Raw genomic sequence first — 464 nt, 5'->3', positions numbered from 1 at the left:
TCCCTCGATAGTGGCATTTTTATTCTGCTTTCTTTATTGAAACTTAGTCTGTTTCAAACGCTTGATTCAGCGAGGCTTCAACGGCATCAATCCGTGCTTGGCATACTTTATAGGCATCAATGGACTGCTCTACAATAGTCATCAGTGCGTCAATATTGGGCTCTTGGCTATTTTGCAAGCGCTGTGCATTTGTTTTTAGCACCTCATAGGCGCTTTTAAAATCAGTTGGCTCGGTCATGGTTATTCCTGTTGATTGATAGGTCAGTTTTTTGGGTGTTTAGCATTGACAGTGGCTTGTAGATAGCCATCTTGTAGCTCAATGGTTATGGTTGAATTGGGTTCAACTTGGGCAATCGAAGTCATCACCGTATTGGATGCAGGATGCGAGGTTCTGATAATCGCATAACCACGGGTTAATACGGTTGACGGATGCTGCAACAATGTCATCTCACGCAGTTGGTTGG

General features: G+C 43.5%; 2 protein-coding genes. Both read right to left on the bottom strand.

Features of this window, described 5'->3' with window-relative positions; translation table 11 throughout:
• Nucleotides 1-43: 43 nt before the first annotated feature.
• Entirely contained in the window at nucleotides 44-238 is a 195-nt protein-coding gene (xseB, locus tag NBZ85_RS34225) for an exodeoxyribonuclease VII small subunit (protein WP_172460490.1), read from the bottom strand.
• Nucleotides 239-261: 23 nt separating this feature from the next.
• The coding region (locus tag NBZ85_RS34220) for a hypothetical protein (RefSeq protein WP_261563495.1) at nucleotides 262-464 on the bottom strand (203 nt) is incomplete at its 5' end.

The organism is Frankia tisae, from assembly GCF_025403405.1.
GTDB lineage: Bacteria > Actinomycetota > Actinomycetes > Frankiales > Frankiaceae > Frankia > Frankia tisai.
This window is presented reverse-complemented; position numbering and strand designations above follow the sequence as displayed.